This window comes from Acetobacter pasteurianus subsp. pasteurianus LMG 1262 = NBRC 106471, from assembly GCF_000285275.1.
Taxonomy (GTDB): Bacteria; Pseudomonadota; Alphaproteobacteria; order Acetobacterales; family Acetobacteraceae; genus Acetobacter; species Acetobacter pasteurianus.
The window spans coordinates 15,034-38,759 of sequence record NZ_CADO01000013.1; the positions used below are offsets into that span (position 1 = coordinate 15,034).

The 23,726-nt window shown below is 46.8% G+C and carries 24 protein-coding genes and 1 tRNA gene; 13 read left to right on the top strand and 12 right to left on the bottom strand.

Annotated elements, in window-relative coordinates; genetic code table 11:
- Nucleotides 1-33 precede the first annotated feature (33 nt).
- The 4 genes from APA10_RS04095 to APA10_RS04110 all read right to left on the bottom strand — a co-directional run bounded on the left by APA10_RS04095 (nt 34) and on the right by APA10_RS04110 (nt 6,491).
- Nucleotides 34-1,296: a M20 family metallo-hydrolase gene (locus APA10_RS04095; protein WP_003629342.1), complete on the bottom strand. Its 1,263-nt coding sequence runs from the start codon at nt 1,294-1,296 to the stop codon at nt 34-36.
- Nucleotides 1,297-1,332: 36 nt separating this feature from the next.
- Nucleotides 1,333-2,601, bottom strand: a complete 1,269-nt coding sequence (preA, locus tag APA10_RS04100) for an NAD-dependent dihydropyrimidine dehydrogenase subunit PreA (protein WP_003629341.1) — start codon at nt 2,599-2,601, stop codon at nt 1,333-1,335.
- Between the two features lie 15 nt (nt 2,602-2,616).
- The gene (locus APA10_RS04105) at nt 2,617-3,960 is read right to left on the bottom strand and encodes an NAD(P)-dependent oxidoreductase (RefSeq protein WP_035365782.1); all 1,344 of its coding nucleotides are present in this window, start codon (nt 3,958-3,960) and stop codon (nt 2,617-2,619) included.
- 113 nt (nt 3,961-4,073) lie between these two features.
- On the bottom strand, nt 4,074-6,491 hold the full coding sequence (locus tag APA10_RS04110) for a TonB-dependent receptor (protein ID WP_174714352.1): 2,418 nt from the start codon (nt 6,489-6,491) through the stop codon (nt 4,074-4,076).
- Between the two features lie 220 nt (nt 6,492-6,711).
- Between APA10_RS04110 and APA10_RS04115 the strand changes: the two genes are divergently transcribed.
- On the top strand, nt 6,712-7,722 hold the full coding sequence (locus APA10_RS04115) for a 2OG-Fe(II) oxygenase (RefSeq protein ID WP_003629338.1): 1,011 nt from the start codon (nt 6,712-6,714) through the stop codon (nt 7,720-7,722).
- Here the strand turns inward: APA10_RS04115 and hydA are convergent.
- On the bottom strand, nt 7,719-9,119 hold the full coding sequence (gene hydA / locus APA10_RS04120) for a dihydropyrimidinase (RefSeq protein WP_003629337.1): 1,401 nt from the start codon (nt 9,117-9,119) through the stop codon (nt 7,719-7,721). The genes APA10_RS04115 and hydA overlap by 4 nt on opposite strands.
- A gap of 128 nt (nt 9,120-9,247) precedes the next feature.
- Here hydA and APA10_RS04125 point away from each other — a divergent pair, with 128 nt between their 5' ends.
- Nucleotides 9,248-10,705 (top strand): NCS1 family nucleobase:cation symporter-1, encoded by a 1,458-nt coding sequence (locus APA10_RS04125; protein ID WP_003629336.1) that lies wholly within the window; start codon nt 9,248-9,250, stop codon nt 10,703-10,705.
- Here the strand turns inward: APA10_RS04125 and APA10_RS04130 are convergent.
- From APA10_RS04130 to APA10_RS04150, 5 genes are all read right to left on the bottom strand, one after another.
- A complete protein-coding gene (locus APA10_RS04130) occupies nt 10,656-11,309 on the bottom strand; it encodes a TetR/AcrR family transcriptional regulator (protein WP_003629335.1) in 654 nt (217 codons plus the stop codon). The two genes, APA10_RS04125 and APA10_RS04130, sit on opposite strands and share 50 nt — an antisense overlap.
- A gap of 263 nt (nt 11,310-11,572) precedes the next feature.
- Nucleotides 11,573-11,663, bottom strand: a tRNA-Ser gene (locus APA10_RS04135).
- Between the two features lie 71 nt (nt 11,664-11,734).
- Nucleotides 11,735-12,376: a phosphoribosylanthranilate isomerase gene (locus tag APA10_RS04140; protein ID WP_003629334.1), complete on the bottom strand. Its 642-nt coding sequence runs from the start codon at nt 12,374-12,376 to the stop codon at nt 11,735-11,737.
- 28 nt (nt 12,377-12,404) lie between these two features.
- Complete coding sequence (gene pyrF, locus APA10_RS04145; protein WP_035365781.1) at nt 12,405-13,118, bottom strand: orotidine-5'-phosphate decarboxylase; 714 nt, start codon at nt 13,116-13,118, stop codon at nt 12,405-12,407.
- Nucleotides 13,111-13,458 (bottom strand): lipopolysaccharide assembly protein LapA domain-containing protein, encoded by a 348-nt coding sequence (locus APA10_RS04150; protein WP_003629332.1) that lies wholly within the window; start codon nt 13,456-13,458, stop codon nt 13,111-13,113. Before APA10_RS04150 ends, pyrF begins: the two co-directional genes overlap by 8 nt.
- A gap of 255 nt (nt 13,459-13,713) precedes the next feature.
- On the opposite strand from APA10_RS04150, the gene APA10_RS04155 reads away from it, so the two are divergent.
- The 9 genes from APA10_RS04155 to APA10_RS04195 all read left to right on the top strand — a co-directional run bounded on the left by APA10_RS04155 (nt 13,714) and on the right by APA10_RS04195 (nt 20,507).
- Entirely contained in the window at nt 13,714-14,208 is a 495-nt protein-coding gene (locus tag APA10_RS04155) for a protein-export chaperone SecB (RefSeq protein WP_003629331.1), read from the top strand.
- A gap of 54 nt (nt 14,209-14,262) precedes the next feature.
- Nucleotides 14,263-14,925 carry a hypothetical protein gene (locus tag APA10_RS04160; protein ID WP_003629330.1) on the top strand — a complete coding sequence of 221 codons (663 nt, stop codon included), beginning with the start codon at nt 14,263-14,265 and terminating at the stop codon, nt 14,923-14,925.
- Nucleotides 14,926-14,979: 54 nt separating this feature from the next.
- Nucleotides 14,980-15,951: a 4-hydroxythreonine-4-phosphate dehydrogenase PdxA gene (gene pdxA / locus APA10_RS04165; RefSeq protein ID WP_003629329.1), complete on the top strand. Its 972-nt coding sequence runs from the start codon at nt 14,980-14,982 to the stop codon at nt 15,949-15,951.
- Complete coding sequence (locus tag APA10_RS04170) at nt 15,948-16,670, top strand: pyridoxine 5'-phosphate synthase (RefSeq protein WP_003629328.1); 723 nt, start codon at nt 15,948-15,950, stop codon at nt 16,668-16,670. Before pdxA ends, APA10_RS04170 begins: the two co-directional genes overlap by 4 nt.
- Nucleotide 16,671: 1 nt before the next feature.
- Nucleotides 16,672-17,028, top strand: a complete 357-nt coding sequence (locus APA10_RS04175) for a DUF6476 family protein (protein WP_003629327.1) — start codon at nt 16,672-16,674, stop codon at nt 17,026-17,028.
- 4 nt (nt 17,029-17,032) lie between these two features.
- Nucleotides 17,033-18,178: an anhydro-N-acetylmuramic acid kinase gene (locus APA10_RS04180; RefSeq protein WP_080587115.1), complete on the top strand. Its 1,146-nt coding sequence runs from the start codon at nt 17,033-17,035 to the stop codon at nt 18,176-18,178.
- 31 nt (nt 18,179-18,209) lie between these two features.
- The gene (locus APA10_RS04185; RefSeq protein WP_003629325.1) at nt 18,210-18,701 is read left to right on the top strand and encodes a hypothetical protein; all 492 of its coding nucleotides are present in this window, start codon (nt 18,210-18,212) and stop codon (nt 18,699-18,701) included.
- Between the two features lie 157 nt (nt 18,702-18,858).
- The gene (locus tag APA10_RS04190; RefSeq protein WP_003629323.1) at nt 18,859-19,056 is read left to right on the top strand and encodes a DUF3311 domain-containing protein; all 198 of its coding nucleotides are present in this window, start codon (nt 18,859-18,861) and stop codon (nt 19,054-19,056) included.
- Nucleotides 19,053-20,507 carry a sodium:solute symporter family protein gene (locus APA10_RS04195; protein ID WP_003629321.1) on the top strand — a complete coding sequence of 485 codons (1,455 nt, stop codon included), beginning with the start codon at nt 19,053-19,055 and terminating at the stop codon, nt 20,505-20,507. Before APA10_RS04190 ends, APA10_RS04195 begins: the two co-directional genes overlap by 4 nt.
- A 73-nt stretch (nt 20,508-20,580) precedes the next feature.
- Here the strand turns inward: APA10_RS04195 and APA10_RS04200 are convergent, their stop codons facing one another.
- On the bottom strand, nt 20,581-20,967 hold the full coding sequence (locus tag APA10_RS04200; protein WP_003626388.1) for a hypothetical protein: 387 nt from the start codon (nt 20,965-20,967) through the stop codon (nt 20,581-20,583).
- 109 nt (nt 20,968-21,076) lie between these two features.
- Here APA10_RS04200 and alkB point away from each other — a divergent pair, with 109 nt between their 5' ends.
- Nucleotides 21,077-21,745, top strand: a complete 669-nt coding sequence (gene alkB / locus APA10_RS04205; RefSeq protein ID WP_003629319.1) for a DNA oxidative demethylase AlkB — start codon at nt 21,077-21,079, stop codon at nt 21,743-21,745.
- Nucleotides 21,746-21,778: 33 nt separating this feature from the next.
- On the top strand, nt 21,779-22,939 hold the full coding sequence (locus APA10_RS04210; protein ID WP_003629318.1) for a serine hydrolase domain-containing protein: 1,161 nt from the start codon (nt 21,779-21,781) through the stop codon (nt 22,937-22,939).
- A 104-nt stretch (nt 22,940-23,043) separates the two neighbouring features.
- On the opposite strand, the gene APA10_RS04215 is transcribed toward APA10_RS04210, so the two are convergent.
- The gene (locus tag APA10_RS04215; protein ID WP_003626381.1) at nt 23,044-23,412 is read right to left on the bottom strand and encodes a helix-turn-helix domain-containing protein; all 369 of its coding nucleotides are present in this window, start codon (nt 23,410-23,412) and stop codon (nt 23,044-23,046) included.
- Nucleotides 23,413-23,726 lie beyond the last annotated feature (314 nt).

A 23,726-nucleotide genomic window follows, 5' to 3' on the forward strand; every position in this document is an offset into this window, starting at 1 on the left:
CCCTACGCCCTTATTATTGAATAATTTTACATATTACTTAGAATTGAATTTAACATCAGCTTTTAAAACTGCACCCAGAAGAACATTAGCACCTTTTTCAGCATCTTCTTCCAGAATACTTTCTTCCTCATTATGGCTGAGGCCATCTTTGCAAGGTACAAAAATCATGGCTGTTGGCGCCACATGAGCTAAATAACCCGCATCATGACCAGGCCCAGAAACGATACGGCGTGCAGTGTAACCTTTTTCCAGCGTTGTCTGTTCAACCATATCAACACAAGATGGATCAAAATGAACTGCTGGAGCGTCCCATATCTGCACGATATCGACTGTAACTTTATTATCTGATGCAATTTTTTCCATCAATGCTTTCAGCTCTTGCTCCATACGCAGCACAACCGCATCGTCTGGATCTCTAATATCCACCGTGAAAAAAACTTCGCCCGGCACCACGTTGCTACTGTTAGGCCTATTTTCAATCAGCCCCACAGTTCCTACAGCACTTGGGCCGTGTGCTTTTGCAACTTTACTAACAGCCTCAATCATACCGGCTGTTGCGACCAATGCATCATGCCTTAATGTCATTGGTGTAGAGCCTGCATGCGCATCCTTTCCACGCACAGTTACTTCGTACCAACGGGCTCCCTGAATACCTGTTACAATACCTATTGTCTTGTCTTCTGCTTCTAAAATAGGTCCTTGCTCAATATGCAATTCAAAATAAGCAGAAATAGGATGTTGGCCGCAAATCTCCTCTCCCCGATATCCGATGGCATCAAGCTCATCACCAAAACGGATACCAGCCCGATCTCTTTTTTCAAGCACTTCGGCTTCTGTAAAAATGCCTGCAAAAACACCAGAGCACATCATGGGAGGAGAAAAACGAGATCCCTCTTCATTGGTCCAATTGATCAACTCAATAGGATGGCGTGTAACATATCCGGACTGATGAAGCGTGCGCAAAACAGCCAAGCCACCTAATACACCCAGAATACCGTCAAATTTTCCACCTGTAGGCTGTGTATCTAAATGACTTCCCATGGTGATAGGTGGCAGGTCATTGTCCTGCCCTGGACGCCGCGCAAAAAGGTTGCCCATGGAATCATAAGAAACTTCACACCCCAAGCTCTGGCACGTCTGCATGAACCAGTCACGCACCTGTTTATCTTCCTTGGTCAGGGTTAAACGGCGCACTCCCCCTTTGTTCGTTCCCCCAAACTGTGCGGTTTCCATAAGATCCGCCCAAAGAGCAGTACCATCAATACGCAAATTGCTATTTTTTGCTAAATCAGACACAAACTTTACTCCTTAATATCAGGTAATATTTTTTAATTATGCAGAAATTTTCATTGGGTTATTAGGATGCTGGTTCCATGTCAGTTCTTCTTCCTCAGGTTGAGGTTCCATGGTGATACACCCATCAATCGGACAAACATGTGCACAAAGGTTGCACCCTACACATTCTTCCTCAATCACCTCGTAATGGCGTTCACCATCCACTCGGGTTTTAGAGATTGCTTGGTGGGATGTGTCCTCGCACGCGATATGGCACAAACCACAACTTACACAAGCATCCTGATTAATATTGGCGATTGTTTTAAATTTGAGATTAAGCGTGTTCCATGGAACAAATTTTTGAATAGCCTGACCACTTACCGCAGGAATATCAGCATATCCCTTCTGGTCCATCCAAGCAGACAAACCATCTATCATGTCCTCTACAATACGAAAGCCATAATGCATGGCAGCAGTACAAACTTGCAGAGTTGTTGACCCCATTGCCAAAAATTCTGCTGCATCACGCCATGTTCCAATGCCACCAATACCAGAAATAGGCATACCAGCCATTTCAGGGTCTCGGGCAATTTCACCAATCATACGCAGTGCTATGGGTTTAACTGCTGGCCCACAATAGCCACCATGTGTCCCTTTTCCACCCACAATAGGCATAGGGGCCATAGCATCCAGATCTACACCAATAACAGACTGGATAGTGTTAATAAGGGAAACACCATCCGCACCACCACGTTTTGCAGCATGTGCCGGCATAAGAATATTCGTGATATTAGGGGTAAGTTTAACAATAACAGGCATGCGTGTATTTTGCTTACACCAGCGTGTTACCATTTCAACATATTCTGGAACCTGCCCTACAGCCGCGCCCATATTACGCTCTGACATTCCATGCGGGCAACCAAAATTCAATTCAATACCATCGGCGCCTGTTTCTTCAACAATGGGAAGAATGGCTTTCCACTTGTCCTCCTGGCAAGGTACCATCAGGCTGACAACAACAGCACGATCTGGATAATCTCTTTTAACAGATTTAATTTCTGCAATATTTACTGCCAATGGGCGGTCAGAAATAAGCTCGATATTATTCAAGCCAATCATTCTAGCGCCATTGTAATCCAGAGAACCGTAACGGGAGCTGACATTCACCACCGGAGGATCTTCCCCCAATGTTTTCCATACAACCCCGCCCCACCCGGCCTCAAAAGCGCGGCGGACATTATACTCCTTATCGGTTGGGGGCGCAGATGCCAGCCAGAACGGATTGGGAGACTTAATTCCGGCAAAAGATGTTTTTAAATTAGCCATTTACGTCTCTCCTGCTCACGCGTCTTTTTGTAGAGCTATGTTGATAGCTTCTGCGGCATCTCGACCATCTCTCACAGCGGCAACTGTCAGGTCTTCACCTGCTGTGCAATCACCTCCAGCATAAATACCTCGCATACTGGTACGATAATGAGCGTCCACAACAATACGTCCATTACGGATTTCAATATCTTCACCGCTTATTGGATCATGATGAAAAACCTGCCCAACTGCTTTCAGCAGCATATCTGCAGGCGCAAAAAACGTATCCTCTACGTTGTATTCAGCTTTTCCATCTGAATTGATGCAACCTTTTGCAAATTCAATACCTGCGAGTACACCACTTTCCTGAACAATCTGGGTTGGTGCTGCCCACAAACGTACCGTTACGCCATTGGTTTGCGCCCATTCTCGCTCCACAACAGTGGCAGACATATTTTCTGCGCCACGGCGATAAACGAGTGTAACCTCTTCTGCGCCTAGCCTACGCGCTTGCACAGCGGCATCTATCGCTGTGTTCCCTCCCCCAATAACGACGACACGCCGACCTACCGGAACATCTTTTTTGTTGTTTGATCGTAACATCTTAATGAAAGAAACAGCATCCTGAACACCCTCCAGCGCTTCTCCTTCCATTTCCAACTGACGCACACCCGCTAAACCTAAAGAAAGAAAAACAGCATCATAATCTCGCTGCAAATCCCCTAGGGTGAAATCTGTTCCTAATGTTTTACCACCAACAAATGATATCCCCCCAATATCAAACAGAAAATCCACTTCTTTCTGCGCAAAATCATCTGCAAGCTTATAGGCGGCCACTCCATATTCATTCAGGCCACCAGCTAGATCATGCTTATCAAAAAGCACAACATCATGACCATGCAGTGCCAAGCGATGTGCACAGGCAAGCCCAGCAGGCCCCGCCCCTACAATCGCAACTTTACGACCGGTTAAAGGTTTACGGATAAACGGTTGACCACCATGTTCCATTTGCCAATCTGTTGCATGGCGTTGCAAAGCACCAATACGAATAGGCTTTCCTTCTTCCCGAACATTATGAACACACTTCTGTTCACATAGAATTTCAGTCGGGCAAACACGTGCACATGATCCCCCCAGAATATTAGATTCCAAGATAGTGTGTGCCGAACCTTGCATATTACCCGTAGCAATAGCGTGTATAAATTTGGGAATATCAATGCTTGTTGGGCAGGCTTCTGTGCAAGGTGCATCATAGCAGTAAAAACAACGTTCTGCCTCTACCAAAGCCTGCTCATGCGTAAGAGGAGGATGAGCATCCGAAAAGTTTTTCTGGAGTTCCTCCTCTGTTAAGCGACTATTTTTTAGATCCAAGACATGCATCAGAAGATTTCCCGTTCAACCCCGATACCAGAATGGTATGTTATTTAAGTTCGTTTCCGCAACATTTTTCTGACCATTTAGTCAGTTTTTAATTCAAAATATCAGCACGAATATTAGAAACCCGTTGATACTGAAAACGAAACGGCAAACCCAGGTGACAAGGTATAGGTTGGTGCTGTTCCTGATGCGAATTGCGTGCCGTACACGCCAGTTGTTGCATGCGCAAATGGAGACATAGAATATACCCCATTCCGATAGAGTGAGCCCGCAAGATTTTGAAAATTCAACTGTATCTGGGGAGAACGCAGATACCACTTATTGGAAAATCTATAGCCAAGTGTCACTGTATCCATAATATATGGATGCAGTTTTTCATCATTCATCAAAGTAGAATACTGAGAACCAATATATTTAAGGTTCAGGTTGGCAAAAATATGCCCATTGTCCCAATCAACCCCTAAAGCACCCATTTCATGTGGAGTTCCTACCGGACGCTTGCCTTTTGTGCGCAAGTAATCATTAAGGTATTGGATGTTTGAATCCATTGTTGCGTCAAGATATTCAAAACTCATATACGGCCTGAAGTGTCCAAAAATAGGCCGTGTTCCGATCTGAATATCCACACCACGGGATGTCTGGTTACCTACGTTCATTGTTGTAGACATCGGAGCACTTCCAAAATAGCTCAGAACTCCCATCTGCATATTGGTGAAATTGTAGTTAAAGAAAGAAATTTCCCCTACAAGAAGATTATCATGGTAGCGATAACCTATTTCTTCATTGATGGCATATTCCGGCTTTACATTACTAGATGGTGCCGTAGACATGCTGCCATCAATATTATACAGTTCAAACATGGTATTGTTATTGGGCATTTTAAAGTTTGTTGCCCCACGAACATATATTTGGTGATGCTCATTAAATTTGTAACTGGCACTAAACTGTGGAAGCGGTTCAAAAACATTCTGCCCACGGTGCTGCTGAATGTTCGGCACGTAACTGTCTACCTTACGGTTGACCATAGCCAGCCTTATACCTGCTTGTAATTCGAGCTTGTCATGTAGCAATTTCACCCGATCACCCAAATACAACATATTTACCTGAGTAAACGTATTATGATCATTTAGGTACCAGCGGTTTCCATCCGATGTACGATAAATATGTGGGCCGTAATCTCCGTAAATATTTGCAGGCCCACCGTCTGCCTGATTGATGTAGGAAACTGGGGTAGATTGATTTGTACGAGACCATTCATACCACCACCCAAAGGTTAAGGTATTAATACCTTTTGTCCATGTCATCTTGGCATTGTTACCTGTGCGGTGGTAACTAAAATACAGAGGCGTATAAACATTTGTGCCGTTTGCCACGTCTATATCAACAGGTTGGGTGCCTGAATACGTTTTACCATCCTCAACCGTACTGACTCCACCAATAGTTCCAGACCCCCACCAAAGGTATGGTGTATCATCAAAGCGCAAGCCTTCCGCCAGCTTAACAGACAAGGGTGCTGAAGCGATTAAGTTCTGAAATGCATCAAGACCATATTTGTAATAATTTGTTTTATTATTTAGATGATAATGGGAATCGTAATCGTAATTTTTCCCAAATTCACCAAACTGTTCTTTTGTGGGGTTTTCATCAAGCTGTAGAACATTGGTATTATAACTGGCGTTGATTGTCCAACGGCTTTCTGGCGTAAATTCCTTGATCATTTTAAAATCTACGTGCTTACGCGTGAACTTGCCTGGACCGCGCCAGTTATCTGCCTCTGTATTAGAAAAGGAAGCAAATGCTCTTACACCACTATTTCCTATATCTCCACTTTCAAGGCGGATAAATTCACGGTGCATATTATAGGAACCGTAGGAAAAATCTACAAACCCTCCCCTTCTATGAGAAGGATCTATCAGTTCTGCATATGCACTGCCTGCTGCCGCAGAAATACTAGGGGTATCAATATCTACTGAACCAGGCATCAAAGAAACTGATTTCAGGTTATCACCATCAGATGTCTGGTTTGCGTAAAATCCCCCATCCCCCACATCATTTACAGGTGCCCCATTGTAAATCCAACCTACGTGGTCACCCGGCAAACCACGTAACATCAGGTTGCCACCAGCAATGCCATAGGGTTCTGTAAGAGTAACAAACGCACTGGGAGTTAGTGCCAAAACCTGAACAGGGTTAGCTGATGGTGGCTGTTTGGCAATAAAATCACGCGTAACAGATTGGATAGTTCCTGCTCTGGTCTCCAATCGCATCAACCCTCCACCAGGAGCGCGACGTGTGACACCTTGGGCAGATAAAGCATGTCCGCCTACGTGAACTTCTTCAGGACCACCTTTAGATTCAACTGCACCTAGTTTTTTAGGTACAGTTGTTTTCTTATTCGTATTTTTAGCTTGTGCCCTTACTGTTTTTGCAGGATGCGGCACGGACTGACCAAACGCAGCACTCTCCATTGCGATTGAACTACAGATGGTTCCGGCCAAGAGAAAATGAACAACTGAAAAACGAGGATGGGGCATGTTTTTTCTCAGCTCTGACAAACAGGACAAATAGTGGGGACACAGAAACGTTATGTTTTAACGTTTCGGATTCGCAACATAAATCTGAATGTCTGGTTAAGTTTTATAATCCTGTGTCTTTCGTGCATCACACTTATTCTGAAACTGAATTATGATTGAAACTTCAATCCTATATCCAGTAAGTTATTAAAAACTTTCTCTGCATCATGAGGGTTATTCTATGATTCTTCCCGGAGACCCCGCTCCTATTTTCACCCAAAAGTGCTCTACAAATTGGGGGTATTACAGCTTTGATATGGCAGCAGGAAAATATAACATTCTTGTTTTTGTTCCTGATATACAAAAACTTTTTGCAAATAAGATTATGAATACACTACAGAATCTATTAGAATTAAAAAAAGCTATCCCTATAGAAATTTTTGTTGTTACAACATCCTTCGATGACAAAGACATAAAGAATGATAATTTTTACTATATTTATGACTTAGATTGTAATGTTCATAATATTTTTGGCATCAATATTGATAAAATTACATGTGTAATAACAGATCCAATGTTGAGGATAAAAGAAGTTCTACCACAACATGCCATCTCATATTCAACTATTAAAAATAACCTGAAAAATAGGTCATCTTCTCAAAATATACCTATTCCAGCACTTTTATTAACTGATATTCTCGAAGCTGATTTTTGTCATGCTCTCATACATTATTACCATTACAACTCACCCACCCCATCAGGCTTCCTTACAAAAAATGCAGATGGATTAGCTGTGGAAAAAATAGATCCGATGTTTAAACGCCGTTATGATTGTAAAATAAAAAATCAAAACTTAATCAAAGGCTTACAAGCACGCATTATTAGACGTGTTGTTCCTGAAATTCGCAAAACATTTCAATGCACCGTAACCGGCATGGATCGTATGATTGTAAGTTGTTATGATGCCGCACACAAAGGACACTTTGCTCCACACAGAGACAACACCGTAGAAGGTGCCAAGCACAGACTCTTTGCAATCTCCATTAATCTGAATGATACTTTTGAAGGTGGTGAACTCACCTTTCCCGAATTTTCAAATCAAGGGTTTTGTCCTCCTGCTGGCGGAGCGCTTATTTTTTCCAGTGCACTTTTACATGCTGTGCGGCCCGTTACAAAAGGTAAACGCTATGCCTGTTTACCTTTTGCTTTCAACGAAGACTCTATAAATTCCGCACATCAATCTGCAAGTTAAAAAGGCTTGCGAATGTTTCTACTTTTTGGCTGGCGTGCGATGTACTGACCTGCCCCATGCACCGCACGTAAATCCCCTTCATTCCAGACAAGATGCCCTTTGCTAATTGTTTTCTTGGCAACACCCGTTACCGTCATTCCTTCATAAATATTATAATCAACATTCTGATGATGTGTTTTTGCAGAAATTGTACGCTCTGCATCAGGATCCCACAGCACAATATCGGCATCTGCTCCGATCTCTAAACTTCCTTTTTGTGGATATATATTAAAAATTTGAGCTGTATTGGTAGATGTTAAAGCCACAAACTGTTCAGGCGAGAGTTTTCCTGTTTTAACGCCATAATGCCATAAAACACTCATTCGGTCCTCAATCCCAGGCGTGCCATTTGGGATACGGGTGAAATCTGTTTTGCCCATTTCTTTTTGTGGCGCACAAAAACAACAATGGTCTGTAGCTGTAGTTTGTAACTGACCAGACATCATACCGCCCCACAAGGCAACCTGATGATGTTTGGACCTAAACGGTGGGCTCATGACGTACTGTGCCGCCTTCAACCAATCAGAACCTTCGTAGACGCTCTCATCAAACACTAAATGCTGCGGCAGCACTTCTCCGTACACCTCTTGCCCTCGCAATCGTGCTTCTGAAATAGCTTTCACACCTTCCTGCGTTGAAACATGCACTATATAAATAGGCACACCAAGCAACCCAGCCAAAGTAATGGCTCGGTGCGCTGCCTCTCCTTCTACTGCAGGTGGGCGGGATACTGGATGCGCTTCCGGTCCTGTGCGACCTTCAGACAATAGATCTTGCTGCAAGTAAGCAACGGCATCTCCATTTTCGGCATGCACTGTGCAAATAGCGCCCAATTCTGCTGCCCGACGCATGGAATGCAGAAAGGCCTCATCTTCCACCATCAATGCATTTTTGTAGGCCATGAAGTGTTTGAATGAATTAACCCCGCATTGCTCTACAAGAGTTTTCATGTCGTGGTAAATCTGATCATTCCAATGCGTGATCGCAACATGGAAACCATAATCAGCAGCAGACTTCTGTGCCTTCTGCCGCCACGCCTTCCATGCATCCACGAGGGATGTTTTGGAATCAGGAATAACAAAATCAATAATGCTTGTTGTTCCACCGGCCAAACCGGCAGCGGTTCCGGTATAAAAATCATCACTCGCAATTGTGCCCATAAAAGGCATTTCCATATGGGTATGCGGGTCAATGCCCCCCGGTATCACCAGTAGCCCCGCCGCATCCACAACATCGCACCCCGTTGGTGTTTCTATAGTGCTTGCTACATGGGCAATTTTTCCATCTGGACCACACAGAATATCCGCCCGCTTACTGCCTTCTGCTGTAACAAGCATTCCGCCTTTAACATGAAGCATGAGGCGCTTACCTTTCTGTTTTCTGACCGTTAAAGGACAAAATATATTTTGTATCGAAATCGTATTGTTATTCTGACTAATTGGTCAATAATATATTTCGGATTCGAATCGTAATGTAGGAAAGCATTATGGGTGGAACACATCATGCAACACATGATAATCGTTTAACAAACGAAGACTTGGCGCCATCTGCTACACGCACATGGCGATGGAAAGATTATCTGTTTTTATGGATGTCGGATATTCATAGTGTAGCAGGATACATCACTGTTGGCAGTCTATTCACTTTAGGTCTCCCATTATACGATGTATTTGCAGCCCTACTTTTTGCTATTCTACTTGTACAATTAGCTTGCAACCTCATGGCTGTGCCTAGTTTTAAAACAGGGGCACCTTTCCCTGTTATCGCACGTATGACCTTTGGTGTGTACGGCGCCATTATTCCCGCACTCATACGTGGAATTATAGCCGTTGGGTGGTATGGCATCCAAACATGGTTAGCATCAAATGCTTTAGTTATTCTCGTCTTAAAAATCTGGCCTGTTCTCGAACCGTGGGCCAATGCCACACAGCATGGCTTACTCGGATTATCCTATGTGGGGTGGCTCGCCTTTCTTACGATATGGGGCTTGCAAACTCTTGTGTTCTGGAATGGCATGGACGCTATACGTCACTTTATAGATTGGGCAGGCCCCGTCATTTATGGCCTGATGGCTCTATTAGATATTTGGCTGCTTTCTAAAACTGGCTGGCATCTTTCGTTCCAAATTTTTACACCCCATCAATCTGTTAGCCTGATCACCCATGCTTTTGGCATTATTAATGCCATGGCTTTAATACTCGCTTTTTTTGCCCCTATCATTTTGAATTTTGGCGATTTTTCACGCTATGGCACCAGCATACAATCGATAAATCGTGGAAATTTTTGGGGATTACCTTTTAATTTTCTTGCCTTCTCATGTCTTACACTCGTTACCATAACACTTACACTTCCCGTATTTGGGCATATGATTTTTGACCCCGTAGAAACAGCCGTAAGAACCACAAGCCTGGGAACCGCCATTATTGGTGTAATCACTATTGTTACAGCCACTATTGGCATCAATATTTCAGCCAACTTTGTATCTGCAGCTTTTGATTTTTCTAATATGGCCCCTCACCTTCTATCTTGGCGTAAGGGAGGGCTTATTGCTGCCATAGGCGCTATTTTGTTCACACCATGGAATTTATACGCACGGCCAGAACTTATTCATCTTACACTTGATGTTTTGGGAACATTCATCACGCCTCTGATAGGCATTATTCTGAGTGATTACTATCTTATAAAAAAACAAACCATCATTACGGATGATTTGTATTCATCAGATCACGGAAACATTTACTGGTATAGGTCTGGCTTTAATCCTGTTGCTTTGCTCTCGCTTTTTATCAGCACAGGGTGTGGTGCTCTTTTTATTTTCTTACCCGCGTTAGCAAGTATGAGAAACTTTTCATGCCTTTTTGGTTTTGCAATTGGCATACTCGCACAAACGCTGCTCAGCTCCTTTCTTCCGCATCAATACAAATTGAGGCAACCAACTGCATAATCGTTTCTGTGCCTATTTCGAAATCGCGCTTTGTAAGGCGTTTTTGCCCTAAAACGGCTGCGAATTGCACCTGCATATCAGCGTAAGATTGTGTCATCGCCCAAAGCATGAACATGAAATGAAAGGGATCTATCTTCTTGATAAGTCCCTTCTCATGCCATGCTGCAAATATAACTGCCAAATCCTCTACATGCGGCTTGAGTGTTTCCCGCAGGAAAGACTGTATCTGCTCACCGCCAGCTAAAAGCTCATGCATAAAAAGGCGAGAGGCTTCTGGACGCTGTCGCGAAAATAGCATTTTAGCTTGAATGTAGCTTTGCAAACCTTCTCGCGGATTCATATTTGCGGAAAGATGAATATTGGCATCTCCTAGCCAATCCGCCAAAAACCGCTCTAAAGTCGCCTGATAAAGTGTTTCCTTTGTATTGAAATAATAAAGAACATTTGCCTTTGGCAATGCACAGGCCTTGGCTATGTCATCTATACGTGTGCCGCTTAGACCATGAACGGCAAACACTTTTTCTGCGGCATCCAATATCTGGGTAGTATTCTGTTTACGAGGATTGCCAACAGATGGCTCGATATTGCCGTTTTTGCGCATCATTACAGAAATCTCTGATTAGAATTTCATATGCGCTTACTAAATTAAACCGGAGGCGGAAAGTCCTTATTACAGGCACCACCATTTCGCTCTCCTACTATCAGCGAACAAAATCCATCCCGACGATTCCGAACTCTGTTGGATCGCGCAACAAGCAATGGGCATGGAGTGGGAAACCATAAGTGCTTTCCGATACGGAACAGCATAACCAAACGCTGCAACTTCTACAGAGCACTTAAACTAAAATTTTTAAGGGGGTTATATTCTGGCGGAGAGAGAGGGATTCGAACCCTCGGTACGCTATTAACGTACACACGCTTTCCAAGCGTGCGCCTTAAGCCACTCGGCCATCTCTCCGACGCGAGAGAGGTAATAGCAAAATTTTCGGAACAGGCAAGGCCTAAAGAAGAAAAAATAAAGTTTTTATCTCAACCAACGGCTGGAGTGCGCGCATTATGGATAAAACGCGCAATTGCATCGGGGCTCTTAACGCCAGGCGCACTTTCAACACCAGATGACACATCCACTGCAGGTGCCCCAGTTATGGCAACAGCTTGCCCTACGTTTTCAGGATTCAGGCCTCCTGCCAGCATCCACGAATAAGCAGGTTTCCAGCCATGCAGCAGATCCCAGTTCAACCGCTGTGCATTACCACCAGGGCGTGTTGCATCCGTTGGGGGCTTGGGCTCAAGCAAAAGCCGTTCCGCCATGCATTGGCGTGGCAAATCAGTCTGTGATGCAACCGGTATGGATAACCAGACAGGCCGCCCGAACTTGGCTTGTATCTGCAAGGCACGTTCAGGCGTTGTATAAAGCTGCAATATGTCCAGCTCTACCTGATCTAGCACACGCTCTAAAACCGCATCGTCAGGACGTACAAAGAGCCCAACCTTCTTGATGCTGCCTGTAACACGGGCTGCCAGCGTCTTTGCCTGCAATGCATTTATATAACGGGGAGAGCGCTCAAAAAAAACAAAGCCTACCCAATCTGCACCATATTCCATGCAGGCTTCCAGCCCGGCTTCTTCTGTAATGCCACAGATTTTTACGCCCGTCTGAACGCCGCTCATAACCTACCCTACCTACAATGCAGCAGATTTATGCTGCCAGTTCCGCAGCAATGGCTGCTGCTGCTGCTGCTGGATCTGCAGCCTGTGTGATGGGCCTTCCCACTACAATCCAGTCTGCTCCGGCGGCACGTGCTTCCGCAGGTGTCATAACGCGTTTCTGGTCACCCTTAGCTGCTCCTGCGGGCCGAATACCAGGCGTTACCAGAACTGGTTTATCGCCCAGAGCCTCTCGGAGTGCCTTGAGTTCATGAGCAGAACAGATCAATCCATCCATGCCAGACTTCATTGCCAGATCCGCCAAACGCAAAACCTGCGTGCGCGTATCATCTGGCACACCTACTTCTGCCAAAGCATGGTCATCCATACTTGTCAGCACGGTTACAGCCAGCAGCAATGGGCGCTCCCCTGCCGGAAAAGCCTCATCGCAGGCCTTACGCGCAGCTTTCATCATTTCTGCACCGCCAACAGCATGCAGTGTCAGCATACGGGGGCGCAAATGGGAAAGCGCCTTTACAGCGGCCCCAACCGTATTGGGAATGTCGTGTAGCTTAAGATCCAGAAATAAAGGCCTCTGCCCGGCTACATCTGCAACAGCCTGAAAGCCTGCCGCATAAGCAAACTCCATACCCAGCTTGATAACGCCCGCAACGCCTTCCACCGCGTGCGCCCATGCCTTGGCCTGTGCCGGATCCTGCGTATCCAGCGCCACAATCAAACCTGTTTGCCTTGCGGTATCAGACATGTGGTTCTGCTCCATTTGCCGGAGAAACAGGAGGAACCGCGACAGCTACCGGCGCAGGAGCCACCGGCTGGCTGGATACTGCCTGCACCTGTGCAAGCTGGGCTTCCAGCTCTTTTACGTGCTGTTCTGCCTTGCGTGCTCGCCGGCGTTGCTTGAATTCCGCCGTCCACAAACAGAAAGCGCCCAGCAAAAAGGCAACAGCCGCCACCAATAGCGCCAACACACCAGCGGAAGATTTCCAGCTATATGTCAGCAACCACATATCGAGCGGATCCTGATTACTGGCACTGAACACCACAAGCGCCAACAGGAATGGGACAACAATTATCAGCCTGATCATGACACCAAGTCGTAGCCGTATCACACGTAAAGAACAAGCGACTGAATACCATCAAGCACAGGCTGAATGATAAAATATTTCACACATTTCTGAAGCGTTGCCAGAGCCACAACAGAAAAGAGTTTATTGTGTTTCCTCTCGCCGCAACTGTCTGAATCTGGTAGGGCTGATGCGGATTATATTGTTTTGCTCATTTTTCCCGAATAATGAGCTATTTCTGTTTGCGACATTACTCCTGAGGATCAGACATCCATCATGAATACCGAAACTGCAGATTCACTTAGCGGCGCATCCCAAACACCTCCTGCACCGTCTATTCTGATGGGAATCCAATATGTCAAATCTGTTGAATTTCAGGTTCTTGGGGCGCCAGCCATTTATTCACGCGTAACAGAACGCCCTCATCTTGGTATTTCTGTGGATGTACGCGCTCATCAAATGGGCGAAAACCAGCCTAACTTTGAAGTTGAGTTGATCTTGCGGTGTCAGGGGCATCTTCCTGCACAACGGGAAGGGGAAGAAATTGCCCCCTTATTTGATGTGAATCTGATTTATGCAGGTATCTTTACGCTGCAGCATGCAACGGCGGAGACCTTTGAAACTCTGCTGCTTATAGAAGCACCCCGACTTCTTTACCCCGCTGCCCGCAACATGCTGGCCACGCTATGCCGTGAAGCAGGTTTCCTGCCAGTTATCATGCAGCAGATTGATTTTGCAGCATTGTGGCGGAACCGCCGCGCTGTGGGCTAAAAGCAACATTCAGGCTCCTTGATTTCCATACCTGAAAACGAAAGATGACAGACCATGCCCGGTAAAGCATCCGCAGCTTTATGGTATCCTTTTGATGCAAATTGGTACCGCGCAGAATATGGTGCGATTATGGATGCTCTGTTGTCTTTTTCTGATCAGGAGCTTGAGCAATGGTATAAAATAGAAGGAGCACCCTCCGGTCATTCACCCAACAGATATTTTAACGAGGAATGGTACCGGGTAAATTGTTCCGAAGCAGCAGAGGCCATTACAAACGGCACCTGTGTTTCCGGCTTTGAACATTATTGCAATGGGGGATACAAAAAGTTTTCCCCACATTACCTGTTTTCCGAGCGTTATTATCTCCAGCGCTATCCGGACATTTCAGAGCAAAATCTACAATCCGGCGGTTTTGTAAATGGGTATGACCATTTCCTTCGATCTGGCGATAAAGAAAAGCGCTCAGGCCACCTGTTTTTTGATCCAGATACCTATTTGCAGAACAGACCAGAAGACCCAAACCTCAGCAGCCTAACACCATTTATGAACCTGCTTCATTCAGAGCATACGCTCCCCAACTCCATTGTGTTGTCTGATCACTTTAATCCTGCATGGTATCGTGCCCTCAGCCCGGATGCTGTTATGGCTGTGGAATATGGTTTTGCACCTAATGTGCTTTATCAGTTCCTCAGCACCTTTACGCCTGATCGTTTCTAGGTTTTCCTTCCTATTTACATCATCCATATTTTCCTGCGCTGAAGGAAGAAGCCTATGTTGGCTCTAACACAAGGTGACCCGGCAGGTATTGCACCTGAAATTACTGTAAAAGCATGGCGCATATTGCGCGAAAGCGGGCTTCCTTTTGTTTTTGTGGGAGATCCCGCCCTTCTGGAACAACATGCTCCCGTGCAAGCTGTGCGTTATCTGGAACAGGGAGCGGATGTTTTCTCCCACGCCATACCTGTACTTCCCCTCCGGCTGGCAACACCTGCCGCCCCCGGAGAACCAGACCGCCAGAATGCCCCCAGTGTTATCGAAAGCATCCGTCTGGCCGTAGAACTGGCCCAAAATGGTGAAGCTTCGGCCATTATTACCAACCCCATCAGCAAGGAAGTCATCCAAAGCGCAGGCTTCAAGCACCCAGGGCACACCAGCTACCTGGCAGAACTATGCCATGTGCCTGGGCAGGAAGTGATGATGCTGGCCAGCCCATCTCTGAGGGTTGTGCCCGTTACTGTGCATGTATCCCTCCGGCACGCGCTGGAACAATTAAATACAGAGCTGATTATTAAAACAGCCCGCACTGTTGCTGCTGGTCTAAGGCGTGATTTTGGCCTCAAAGCCCCGCGCATTGCTGTAGCCGGATTAAACCCTCATGCCGGGGAAAACGGTTTGATGGGCCATGAGGAACAGCAAATTATCATTCCGGCCATTAAAGCGTTACAGCAGGAAGGGCTCAACATTACAGGTCCCATGCCGCCAGATACTATGTTCACACCCGCAGCCCGCAGCCGTTACGATGTGGCCTTGTGCATGTATCATGACCAAGGGCTGATCCCGCTCAAAACGCTGGATATGGCAGAAGGCGTCAACGTAACGCTGGGGTTGCCCATTATCCGCACATCGCCCGACCATGGAACAGCCTTTGACATTGCGGGGCAGAACAAGGCAGACCCAAGCAGCCTTGTTGCAGCCATTCGGTTGGCAGCACAGCTTACGCAAAACAGAAGGAACGCAGCATGACTTCAGCTATCCGGCTTGGCGTCAACATTGATCATGTCGCTACCATTCGCAATGCACGTGGCGGCACATATCCAGACCCCGTTGCTGCGGCCCTGTTGGCTATTCAGGCTGGAGCTGATGGCATTACTGCCCATCTGCGTGAAGATCGGCGCCATATCCGCGATAAAGATCTGCAACGCCTGCGTGCAGAAATTGCGGCCCCTCTTAATATGGAAATGGCCGCAACAGAAGAAATGGTTGGCATAGCCCTTGGTTTGCGCCCTCATGCCTGTTGCCTTGTGCCCGAACGGCGTGAAGAACTGACTACAGAAGGTGGCCTGAATGTAGCAGGACAGCTAGAAACACTCACGCCTAAAGTGCAAAAACTCGCACAAGCAGGTATTCGTGTTTCGCTGTTTATAGATCCCTCCCCCGCACAGATAGAAGCTGCCGCCAAAACAGGTGCGCAGGTGGTAGAACTCCACACTGGCGCTTACGCAGAAGGGAAAGTAGGAGAGCTGGAACACCTGCGTGCTGCTGCCACGCAAGCTGCCGCACTTGGGCTGGAAGTACACGCAGGGCATGGTCTGACATTTGAAAATGTTGGGCCCATAGCAAGCTTGCCAGAACTGCGAGAACTCAACATCGGGCACTTTCTGATTGGACAGGCCATTTTTGATGGTCTGGCAGCCGTTGTACAAAACATGAAACGCCATATTGCAGAAGGTGCGGCTCTTTAAAATGGAAGAACCACAGGAATACAAAACACCCAAAGCCTTACTTGTGGCCGTTATCGGCATGGGTGTGCTGATTGTGGTGGGCGTTGTTGTATTAGCTGGCGTACTCATTCATCGCATGAGTAGTAAGCCTGCCCCCCCTAACCTTCCGCCTGTTGCATTATCGGATGCTGCACCAACTGCCAGTCTCCCCACAGCACATGCTACGCTACCTGCAGGTGAGCAGTTGTTAAGCGTAACGCGTGTGCGGGACAATGTATTGGCCCTGCATGTTACAGAACATGGGCAAGACCGCATTCTATTATGGGATGTGCCAACCGGCCAGTTACGTACCGGGCTAGATATAAACGCGGCACATTAACGCTATGCCGACGCGACCTCCTCTTACTGCCATAGGACTTATGAGTGGCACATCGCTTGATGGCGTAGATGCCGCACTTATACAAACAGATGGCACACGTATATTGCGGCATGGCCCTGCCCTAACCGTGCCTTATACGCCAGAGTTACGGGCACGCCTGCGCCACATACTGGATGCGGCACCCCAGCTAGCACCTTCTGACCCTGCGTTACTGTCTGCAGAACATGATCTGACAGAAGTGCATGCCATTGCTGTACAGCAACTCCGCCAGATGGCACCTGATATGCCTGCCGATATTATTGGCTTTCATGGTCAGACCATTTTGCACCAGCCTGGACGCACATGGCAGATAGGCAATGCCATTGCTCTTTCTTCTGCTACAGATTTACCAGTTATCCATGACTTTCGCACAGCAGATGTGCAGGCTGGAGGAGAAGGTGCACCTTTAGCTCCTTTATATCATGCCGCTCTGCTGCATGATCAGCCGCGACCCGTTGCAATTCTAAACATCGGAGGCGTTGCCAATCTTACTCTGCTGACTTTAGAAGGTGAGATTCTGGCTTGTGATACAGGCCCCGGAAATGCCCTGCTGGATGACTGGACTTTCCGCCATACTGGCATTCCCTACGATAAAGATGGGCAATTGGCATGCAGCGGTAAGGTTTCAGCACCTATTCTGCAGCAGTTGTTGGCACATCCATTTTTTAGCAAACCCGCCCCTAAATCTCTCGACAGGCTGAGCTTTCATACTGCCTTGCAGGATATTGCTGCGCTTTCTCCGGCCGATGGAGCTGCTACATTGGTTGCCTTTACGGCGGAAACCATTGCCCGCACTCCGTTACCAGAACAGCCAAAAGCATGGTTTGTGTGTGGCGGTGGTCGGCACAACCCCGCTATTATGAAGGCGCTTGCACAACGCCTTTCTGGCCACGTATTTCCGGCAGAAACTCTGGGATGGAACGGAGATGCGCTGGAAGCCGAATGCTTTGGCTTTCTGGCAGTCAGAAGCCTGTATGGGTTACCTTTATCTCTGCCATCCACCACTGGTGTACCTGCTCCTCAACAAGGGGGCCGGTTAAGTTGTGGCGGCATTACGCCATGGAAGGCGAGAGCTGTTTCAAACACGAAAGTGCAGTATAATATTGCTTAATACATTCCATTGAACAGGAAAGACTTAAACCATGAAACGCTTTCTGGCATTCAGCCTGTTGCTTGCTGCCCTTGGCACGCCGGGACTAGCCTGTTCTGCGAGTGCACAAACCGTTATCGACGGTAGCGATAAAAAAGCATCTCCTTTTGTAAAAAATACCCTTAAAACACTGACAAAACGATTCCCGGATACACATCCCTTTTTCCGCGCCATTACCACGCACCCTAATGCAGAAAAAAAGCAGGTTGTCTGCGGTGAAATCAGCCTAAGTTCCAGCAAGACACCAGAACCAGATAGCTTTATGCTTTTTGGTGCTGCGGAAGGTGACAATCCACCTATCGTTTATGAACCACGTGAAATCCCGGCCTCTATTGATTCACGCGAAGTGAATATGTGGATCAATCACGGTGCGGATCTGGCAGATCTGGAAGAAATGGGCTGCGTGCCAGAGGGCAGCTATCGGCAATATGGCGATAAGCTGAACCAAGTTTTACAGAATAAAAAGCACAGCGCTACACGCTAAAACAGTGGGTTCTTTTTCTGCTCCACCACAGGCAGTAAACCTATTTGTAGTGGAAAAGACACAGCTTGGTTTCTCAAACCAAAAAGACGTACAGAATAATTGACAGGCGGTAACTTTCATCGCCATTCTTATCCCGGTCACGAACAAAAAAAACAAAATGACCGGGTTTTCTGTAATGAAATATCTGAACTTCCTGCTTACCCTGCCATTTTTGGGGTTGCTTTGGACACCTCTGTATAACAGGTACGATCCTGTTTTATGGGGTTTTCCCTTTTTCTATTGGTACCAATTCGCATGGGTACCCGTAACCTCTGCCCTTATCTGGGTTGTCTGGAAAAAGGGACAAAACACATGAATACCATAAACCCTTGGGCGCTTGGCGTTTTTGTTTTCTTTTTTGCTGCCACCATTGTGGTTGGCAGTTCCATACAATGGATACGCAGCCTGTTCCACGCCAAGCGTGATGCCAACAGCCATGAAGAATGGTCTCTCGGCGGGCGAGAGTTTGGACCGTGGGTCACGTGGTTTCTGGTAGGGGGAGATTTCTACACAGCATACACCGTTATTGCAGTGCCAGCACTGGTATATGCTGCGGGGGCATATGGATTCTTTGCGCTGCCTTATACCATTATTGTCTACCCCTTTATTTTTGTGGTTATGCCGAAGCTTTGGAAGATTGCACGTGCAGGCGGACACGCCACAGCGGCTGATATTGTAAAGGCACGCTTTAACAGCCGGGCACTGGAGATTGTGGTGGCTTTAACCGGCCTGGTAGCCGTTATGCCCTATATTGCGCTCCAGCTTATTGGCATCCGCACCGTGGTGCAGGCTCTAGGGCTTCCGGGCGATCTACCGCTTATTATCGCCTTTATTTCCCTAGCCGCTTACACATGGTTGGGTGGGCTACATGCTCCGGCACTTACAGCCTTTATCAAGGATATTATGATCTATATTGCCGTGCTGGTGGCGGTAACGGTTATTCCTTTGCACACTGGCGGTTATAGCGCCCTGTTCGCCACGGCTGCACATGCGGATACGGTGCTTAAAACCGGGCAAAGCTTACCTTATGCCACGCTCGCGCTTTCTTCTGCTCTGGCTGCATTTTTATATCCACATACACTTACGGGTATTTTGGCATCTCGGTCGGCAGATACCATTAAACAGAACGCCGTCTTTTTGCCTGCGTACACCATTGTATTAGGCCTTATCGCCATGTTGGGCTTTATGGCGCATGCGGCTGGCATTCACACCACCAATACATCCATGGTTGTGCCAATGCTGTTCCAAAGTGTCTTTCCTGCATGGTTTGCCGGTTTTTGCCTTGCTGCCATTGCCGTGGGCGCATTGGTGCCTGCTGCCGTTATGGCCATTGGCGCGGCAAATCTGGTTACCAATAATTTGCTTCCTGCACAGGCCAACCCGGTGCGTACCAGCCGTATTACAGCTTTCATCGTGAAAATTGGCGCACTGGTTTGCGTATTGTTCCTAAACGCGCAGTTTGCCATTGATTTCCAGCTTCTGGGGGGCGTGTTTATTCTACAAACATTCCCGGCACTTATTCTGGGCCTATTACGCGTGCGCTTTTCTGCCGCCGCCATGCTGACAGGATGGGCTGTAGGCACAGTTTTTGGCGTTGGCATATGCTGGATGGACGGCCTGAAACCTATTCACCCTGTTCATCTGGGGGTATTTTCAGGCAACGTTTCTACGGGCCTTCTTTCTCTGGCTATCAATATTGCCATGGTTGCACTTGTGTCCGTAATGGCACCCGCCAAACAGAATATTCCGGCCAATACAACGGCCTGAGACACAACAGATATTAAAAAGGGAAGGCTTGGAGCAAGCCTTCCTTTTTCCTTAAATAATTGAGCCGTTCTTATTAAAAATTCAGAAAAACGGTTGAATTCTTTTTTCGATTTTCTGTGTTCTGAAATTCCTGTGTTTGCACCCGCACAAGCTGATACAGATCTATTCCCTTCTGGCGTGCAGGCTCTTCCAGCTCTGCATATATATCTTCAAGCAGATACCCTTTTTGCCCCGCTTGCCGTGCAAGCAAAGGAGAACGATTCTGCTGGCGGCATGTTTCCAAAAACACATGCAAAGCCGCCTCGCCCTGCGGTTGCAAATCCATAGGGGAACGCGCCAGAAAATCCACCTCTGCGTTCAGACCTATAAAAACCCCACGAAACATACGGCTACTGGCATTAAAGCTGATAACAGCCGGAATGCCACCGATAAACATCATATCCCGACCAGAAACCGACATTGCTGGGAATCTGCTCCTTCTGTTTCAAACGTAGGTGCTGCTATACTCCTTGCATGCTGTGCCAGAGTGCGCACACCACCGCAAACACTTTCCACGCAGAGCTTTCAGCATGAAAGACAATCGCCCCGCGCAACTGGATTTTCTTTTGCCTGATACACGGCCAGATTATGTGCAATTAGATGCCGGAGCAGTATTATTGCCTGGTTTTACCTTGCACGATGCTGAAGCCTGTATGCTGGCTATTCATCACATTGCGCAGCAAGCACCATTTAGAAAAATGCATACCCCGGGTGGAGGGCAGATGTCCGTTGCCATGACATGTTGCGGCACATTCGGGTGGATCAGCACAGCACAAGGCTACAGCTATACCAAGGTAAACCCTTTTACTGGCCAGCCTTGGCCAGATATGCCTGCTATCTTTCAAGCCTTGGCTCACAAGGCTGCCCAGAAAGCAGGCTTTGCACAATTTCAACCAAATACCTGCCTTATCAATTCTTACAGCCCCGGCGCCCGTATGGGCCTTCATCAGGACCGCGATGAAGGGTGTACGGATCAGCCTGTAGTTTCTCTCTCATTTGGCTTGGAAGCCACTTTTCTATGGGGTGGCCTCAAAAGATCAGACCCTACCCGGCAAATTCTGCTCAAAGATGGAGATGTGCTGGTATGGGGTGGCCCTGATCGCCTACGCTTTCATGGGGTTAAACCCATCCATTCTGGCGCACATATCCGAACAGGAGAAACACGCCTGAATATCACATTCAGATTCGTCGCCTCTTAAACAAACCGCATTTTATTATAAGGCAGAACAAGTATGCCCTCTTCCGCTTTTAGCCGCCGTATTCTGCTGTTGGGTATGACAAACCTGTTCTACATGCCGATAAAGAACAGTATGGCCTCCGATACACAAAATCATTTTGCACAAGTGGAACAGATTTTTCAGGAAGCTATCAAAACCAACAAAACTCCCGGAGCTGTTGCTGCCATTGGTCATCAAGGCCAAGTGGTTTGGAAAGGTGTATTTGGGCAACGCGCACTTGTGCCCCACCCAGAAGCAATGACATGGGATACGCTGTTTGATATGGCGTCTCTTACCAAAGTGCTCATTACGGCACCTGTCATCATGCAGCTTTATGAACGCCACTTAGTGCAACTGGATGTTCCTGTTTGCCATTACCTTCCTGCCTTTTCCGGTCAGGGTAAACAGGATATTACTGTCCGCCAGTTACTCACCCACTATTCCGGGTTGCCGCCAGATCTGGATCTTTCAACACCATGGGTAGGCCGTAACACGGCTATACAGATGGCATTTTCCTGCGCACCCATTCATCCTGCAGGAGAACAGTTTGTCTACAGTGACATCAACTTCATTCTGCTTGGTCTAATTATAGAAAAGCTCTCTGGCCTGACCTTACAAGACTATGCAACTCAAAATATTCTCAAGCCACTGGGCTTAAAAAGAACCTTTTTTGCTCCGGCACCAACACTTTACAGTACAATTGCTCCCACCCAGTATGATGAAAAAGGAAACCTTCTGCGCGGTATTGTGCATGACCCCACAACACGCCGAATGGGGGGTATTGCAGGCCATGCAGGTTTATTTTCCTGCGCGGATGACATGACCCGCTACGCCATTGCGTTGCTCAATAAACGCGCCGGGCGGTCTTCTCCTTTCCCGCTTAAGGCAGAAACATTGGTTATGATGTCATCTCCGCAGCAACCTGCAGGTAAAACTGACCAACGCGGTTTGGGGTGGGACATTAATACCCATTATTCTACCCCACGAGGGGATTACTTTCCTGTAGGATCTTTTGGCCATACCGGATTTACCGGAACCTCTTTGTGGCTGGTCCCACAAACAGATAGCTTTATTCTTATTTTAACAAACCGGGTTCACCCTGCTGGGAAGGGCAATGTTGTAGCCTTAAGGCGCGATGTCGCTTCTGCGGCAGCACTGGCCTTAGAGCAGCTTTAAATAGCAACTTCATCAAGGTCACTTCTTTTCAGTATTTATGAAGGGTTCTTGCCCATAAACACTGAAAAGAAGTGACCTGATATATCAAAATCTGTCTGATAAATTCAGTCTTCCTGCCGGGCCATCCGCGCCTGCCGTTCCAACCACTTTTGCGCAGATACTTTACGAGATGGATCAAGCATACGGTAAAGGCGGATCACATCATGTTCATCCGGTGTAATCACCAGCTCAATATCTTCCTGCACATAGCCTGTCAGAAAAATTTCCGGGTCAACATTAAAAAGTGCCGCCAGTTTGGGAATATGTTTTCTGGCACTTCCTTCCCGTCCGGTTTCCCAAAAAGCGATAGCCGGCCTTGAAACCCCCAGCGCGTCTGCAACCTGCTGCTGTGTTAGTCCAGCGGATTTACGCAGGATCTTGATTCTTTGCCCAAGATCTATCCCGGGTGAAATAACGTCGTCCTGGTCAGCCATTGTTCTTTATATCCATTGCTCCAGAGTTACCGTGGTTCTTGTAGCATACCCAATATTTTATGGTTGCCATATTTCATGCTCTGCAAAGTATGGCAGATCATTACAAACTTAATAACCTGATAACATATTTTGTTATGTGCAGTAAGTAAGCTTAGATTTATAGAAATGCAAAATCAAAAAATCTCTTTTTTCATAAATCGTTTAATATTAACCATTATCTAACATAATATCCTAAATATAGTGCGCTCATACACCTAGGACCTGTTAGATCTTGAATTTCTTCCCATATTGTAGGGATGGAAGAAGGAGACAGA

Coding starts and splice junctions, on each gene's coding strand:
- APA10_RS04150 (WP_003629332.1), bottom strand. CDS start 13,458: ATGATCAGGCTGATAATTGTTGTCCCATTCCTGTTGGCGCTTGTGGTG.
- APA10_RS04125 (WP_003629336.1), top strand. CDS start 9,248: ATGGGTGGAACACATCATGCAACACATGATAATCGTTTAACAAACGAA.
- APA10_RS04195 (WP_003629321.1), top strand. CDS start 19,053: ATGAATACCATAAACCCTTGGGCGCTTGGCGTTTTTGTTTTCTTTTTT.
- alkB (WP_003629319.1), top strand. CDS start 21,077: ATGAAAGACAATCGCCCCGCGCAACTGGATTTTCTTTTGCCTGATACA.
- APA10_RS04110 (WP_174714352.1), bottom strand. CDS start 6,491: ATGCCCCATCCTCGTTTTTCAGTTGTTCATTTTCTCTTGGCCGGAACC.
- APA10_RS04160 (WP_003629330.1), top strand. CDS start 14,263: ATGCCCGGTAAAGCATCCGCAGCTTTATGGTATCCTTTTGATGCAAAT.
- APA10_RS04105 (WP_035365782.1), bottom strand. CDS start 3,960: ATGCATGTCTTGGATCTAAAAAATAGTCGCTTAACAGAGGAGGAACTC.
- pdxA (WP_003629329.1), top strand. CDS start 14,980: ATGTTGGCTCTAACACAAGGTGACCCGGCAGGTATTGCACCTGAAATT.
- APA10_RS04185 (WP_003629325.1), top strand. CDS start 18,210: ATGAAACGCTTTCTGGCATTCAGCCTGTTGCTTGCTGCCCTTGGCACG.
- APA10_RS04170 (WP_003629328.1), top strand. CDS start 15,948: ATGACTTCAGCTATCCGGCTTGGCGTCAACATTGATCATGTCGCTACC.
- APA10_RS04115 (WP_003629338.1), top strand. CDS start 6,712: ATGATTCTTCCCGGAGACCCCGCTCCTATTTTCACCCAAAAGTGCTCT.
- APA10_RS04215 (WP_003626381.1), bottom strand. CDS start 23,412: ATGGCTGACCAGGACGACGTTATTTCACCCGGGATAGATCTTGGGCAA.
- hydA (WP_003629337.1), bottom strand. CDS start 9,119: ATGCTTCATGTTAAAGGCGGAATGCTTGTTACAGCAGAAGGCAGTAAG.
- APA10_RS04175 (WP_003629327.1), top strand. CDS start 16,672: ATGGAAGAACCACAGGAATACAAAACACCCAAAGCCTTACTTGTGGCC.
- APA10_RS04200 (WP_003626388.1), bottom strand. CDS start 20,967: ATGTCGGTTTCTGGTCGGGATATGATGTTTATCGGTGGCATTCCGGCT.
- preA (WP_003629341.1), bottom strand. CDS start 2,601: ATGGCTAATTTAAAAACATCTTTTGCCGGAATTAAGTCTCCCAATCCG.
- APA10_RS04190 (WP_003629323.1), top strand. CDS start 18,859: ATGACCGGGTTTTCTGTAATGAAATATCTGAACTTCCTGCTTACCCTG.
- APA10_RS04155 (WP_003629331.1), top strand. CDS start 13,714: ATGAATACCGAAACTGCAGATTCACTTAGCGGCGCATCCCAAACACCT.
- pyrF (WP_035365781.1), bottom strand. CDS start 13,118: ATGTCTGATACCGCAAGGCAAACAGGTTTGATTGTGGCGCTGGATACG.
- APA10_RS04140 (WP_003629334.1), bottom strand. CDS start 12,376: ATGAGCGGCGTTCAGACGGGCGTAAAAATCTGTGGCATTACAGAAGAA.
- APA10_RS04210 (WP_003629318.1), top strand. CDS start 21,779: ATGCCCTCTTCCGCTTTTAGCCGCCGTATTCTGCTGTTGGGTATGACA.
- APA10_RS04180 (WP_080587115.1), top strand. CDS start 17,033: ATGCCGACGCGACCTCCTCTTACTGCCATAGGACTTATGAGTGGCACA.
- APA10_RS04130 (WP_003629335.1), bottom strand. CDS start 11,309: ATGATGCGCAAAAACGGCAATATCGAGCCATCTGTTGGCAATCCTCGT.